Origin of the sequence: Denitromonas iodatirespirans (genome assembly GCF_018524365.1) — a bacterium.
In the GTDB taxonomy this organism is placed as follows: domain Bacteria; phylum Pseudomonadota; class Gammaproteobacteria; order Burkholderiales; family Rhodocyclaceae; genus Nitrogeniibacter; species Nitrogeniibacter iodatirespirans.
The window spans coordinates 1-4,165 of the sequence record NZ_JAEKFT010000068.1 but is presented as its reverse complement, the minus strand read 5'-3'; the positions used below and the strand labels follow the sequence as shown (position 1 = coordinate 4,165).

The window sequence follows — 4,165 nt, the reverse complement described above, 5'->3', positions numbered from 1 at the left end:
ACGTTCGCCTGGACGCCTTCCCGCTGACCCCCAACGGCAAACTCGACCGCAAGGCGCTGCCGGCACCGGACGAGGCGGCCTATGTCAAGCGCGCCCATGAAGCGCCGCAAGGCGAGGTCGAAGAGACGCTCGCCCAGCTATGGCGCGAGCTGCTCGGCGTCGAGCAAGTCGGCCGACAAGACAACTTCTTCGAACTGGGCGGGCACTCGCTCATGGCGGTGCGCGTGGTTGCCCGGATCCGCGAGGCGCTGGGCGTCGAAATCGGCCTCAACGATTTTTTTGCGTATCCGAATCTGTTTTTGCTCGCCGCGCGGGTTTCCGTTGCGGATGCTGCAGACCTGCGGCCCATCGAGTGCGTTGATCGCTCCGTTCCGCTGCCGTTGTCGCTGTCGCAGCAACGACTGTGGTTCCTGAGCGAAATGTTTGGCGGCAGTGAGGCATATCACATGTCCGAGGCTGTCCGTATTCAGGGCAGCCTGGATCTGACAGCCCTGCAGGCCGCGCTAGATGCACTGGCCGCGCGGCATGAATCATTGCGCACGCATTTCACTCGGATTGATGGGGAACCAAGGCAGGTGATCGCGCCTGCCGATGTCGGGCTCAAGTTGGCGCTGAAAGGTCTGAGGGCCAGTGATAGGGACGACCCCACGATCAGGGAAGTCTGCCTTGCGGCGGCGGCGCAGCCGTTTGATCTAGAACGTGGCCCGTTGATCCGGGTGTTGTTGGTCGAGGCCGGGCCTGGAGATCAGGTGTTGCTGGTGACCATGCATCACATCATTGCCGATGGCTGGTCAGTCGATGTTTTCATCTCGGAGCTTGGCGAGCTGTATCAAGCTTTTGTCCGTGGCGAGCAGCCGGAGTTGCCGGTGCTTTCCGTCCAGTATGCTGACTTCGCGCAATGGCAACGTCGCTGGTTGGATGGCGCGAAGATGAAGCGCCAGGCCGACTTCTGGCGACAGAATCTGAGTGGTGTTCCGGCCCTGCTCAGCGTTCCGACGGATCGGCCAAGGCCAGCGCAGCAGGACTACAGTGGCGCGCTCGTCCCGGTTCGCATGAGCGCTGAGCTCCGCAAGCGCCTCGACGCGTTCAGCCAACGGCATGGTGCTACCTTGTATATGTGCTTGTTGGCGAGCTGGGCGGCCGTGTTGGGCCGACTTGCCGGGCAGACCGATGTGGTGATCGGCTCGCCTATCGCAGGCCGGGAGCGCTCGGAAATCGAGGGGCTCATCGGCTTCTTCGTCAATACGCTGGCCCTGCGAATCGATCTCGATGACTCTCCGAGCATCGAGCAGTTAATGCGTCGCACCCGGGAGCAAGTGGTCGCAGCGCAGGCCCATCAGGATCTGCCGTTCGAGCAGGTGGTCGACGTGATCAACCCCGAACGCAGCCTGTCTCACACACCCTTGTTCCAGGCGGCGTTGGCATGGCAGGCCACGCGACAGGCGTCGCTGACGCTCGATGGTGCCCGCGTTACCGATTTCGATCTGTCTCATTCGACGGCCAAGTTTGATCTGCTATTGACGCTCGAACCAAGCAAGAACGCCGGTATCGAAGGCGGGTTGGAATATGCGACCGCACTCTTCGATGAGGCCACGATTCAGCGCTACCTGGGTTACTGGATGGCTTTGCTCGAAGCCATGGTGGACGCGCCCGCGCAAACGGCAGTTGCTGCCTTGCCGATTTTGGATGACTCCGAGTACCGGCGTGTCGTTCATGACTGGAACGTGGTGACGCGTCCGGCGACGGATGTCTGCCTGCATCAGCGCTTCGAAATGCAGGTGGCGCAGAGCCCCGAGGCGATCGCGGTGATCCATGGCCAGTTGCGCGTGACTTACGCGCAACTCAATGGCCGTGCCAACCGTCTCGCACGTGAACTCGTCGCGTCGGGCGTGTGCCCGAATGATCATGTCGCGATCTGCATGGACCGCGGGATCGGCATGCTCGTCGCTATGCTGGCCACCCTCAAGGCTGGCGCAAGCTATGTGCCGCTAGACCCGGCGTATGCCTCCGACCGGCTTGCGTACGTCGTCCGCAACTGCGAACCAGGTGCCGTTGTGCTTGACACCTTGGGGCATGAGGTGCTCGCCATCGGCCTCGAAGGATGTGCGGTTGCCGATGGGACGCCGTTGATCGATCTGAGCGTCTGCAGCTTCGCGGAGGAGGCACTCGATGGGCAGAACCTCGCGCTTCCGGTCCGTCCTGAGCAGATAGCTTACGTGATCTACACGTCGGGCTCGACCGGGCAGCCCAAGGGTGTGATGGTTGATCACGCCAACGTCGTGCGTTTGTTCAGGTCGACCGATCACTGGTTCAACTTCAACGACCAGGATATCTGGACTCTGTTCCACTCCTTCTCCTTCGATTTCTCGGTCTGGGAGATCTGGGGGGCCTTGCTGCACGGCGGTCAACTCGTGGTGGTGCCTCTGGATGTTGCCCGCTCGCCGGCCGATTTCTATGCCTTGCTGTGCGAGCAACGAGTCACTGTTCTCAACCAGACGCCGAGTGCCTTCCAGCAATTGGTTGCCGCCCAGGCCGTTCATGACACGTCGCACCAGTTGCGATGCATCGTGTTTGGTGGCGAGGCCTTGGAACTGCGTACGCTCAAGCCTTGGTATGCGCGCAACGCGTCTGCGCGGACTCAGCTGGTCAACATGTACGGCATCACCGAAACCACGGTGCATGTGACCTACATGCCGTTGCATGAGCGGGATACCGAGCGTTCTGGCGCAAGTCCGATTGGTGTGCGTATTCCAGACCTTCGCATCTACATCCTCGACGCCCACCACCAACCGGTCCCGGTGGGCGTGGCCGGCGAGCTGTACATCGGCGGCGAGGGCGTCGCGCGCGGCTACCTCAACCAAGCCGAACTCACCGCCGAGCGCTTCCTGGCTGACCCCTTCGTCGAAGGCGGGCGCATGTACAAGAGCGGCGACCTGAGCCGGTGGCTGCCCGACGGCACCATCGAATACCTGGGCCGCAACGACTTCCAGGTCAAGATCCGCGGCTTCCGGATCGAATTGGGCGAGATCGAAGCGAAGCTTGCGCAACACGAAAAGATCAGCGAAGCGGTCGTGATCGCCCGCGAGCAGGACGGCACCAAGCAACTGATCGCCTACACCACGGGAGAGGGCGAACTCGAGGCCGAAGCGATCAGAAGCTTCGCCCAACAGCGACTGCCCGGCTACATGGTGCCCAGCGCCTACGTTCGCCTGGGCGCCTTCCCGCTGACCCCCAACGGCAAACTCGACCGCAAGGCGCTGCCGGCACCGGACGAGGCGGCCTATGTCAAGCGCGCCTATGAAGCGCCGCAAGGCGAGGTCGAAGAGACGCTCGCCCAGCTATGGCGCGAGCTGCTCGGCGTCGAACAAGTCGGCCGACAAGACAACTTCTTCGAACTGGGCGGGCACTCGCTCATGGCGGTGAGCCTCATCGAGCGCATGCGCCAGGCAGGGCTGCACGCCGACGTGCGCGTACTCTTCACCGCCCCGACCCTGGCCGAGCTGGCCGGCGCCCTGAGCGAGAACAGCCACCAGATCGACGTGCCCGAGAACCTGATCACCGAGCACACCGAAGCGATCCGCCCCGAACTGCTCCCGCTCGTTGCCCTGAGCCAAACGTCGATCGACCGGATCGTTGCCCAGGTACCCGGCGGCGTGAAGAACATCCAGGACATCTACCCCCTGGCCCCGCTGCAAGAAGGCATCCTGTTCCACCACCTGATGAGCCAGACGGGCGACGCCTACCTGCTGCCCAGCCTGCTGGCCTTCGGCAGCCGCGAACGGCTCGATCGCTTCATCGCGGCCATCGAACAGGTCATCGCCCGACACGACATCCTCAGAACCGCCATCGCCTGGGAAGGGCTGGAACAACCGGTACAAATCGTCCTGCGCCACGCCCCGCTCAAATGCGAGCCCATCGCCCTGAACCGGGAAGACGGCCCGATCGACGCCCAACTGCAAGCGCGCTTCGACCCGGCCCACTACCGGCTCGACATCCGCCAAGCCCCGCTGCTCCAATGCCATCTGGCCGAAGACCCGGACAACCAGCGCTGGCTGCTGCACATCCTGGCGCACCACCTGGCGATCGACCACACCACGCTCGAGCTGCTGGTCGAAGAAGCCGAAGCGATCGACCAAGGCGGGCACGCGCACCTGCCCACCCCGGT

Annotated in this window: 1 protein-coding gene; it reads left to right on the top strand. The window is 63.2% G+C overall.

Annotation, left to right across the window (positions count from 1 at the left end):
• Window positions 1-4,165 (top strand): non-ribosomal peptide synthetase (locus I8J34_RS23800; RefSeq protein WP_214364123.1); only part of this gene is annotated, 4,165 nt, incomplete at both ends.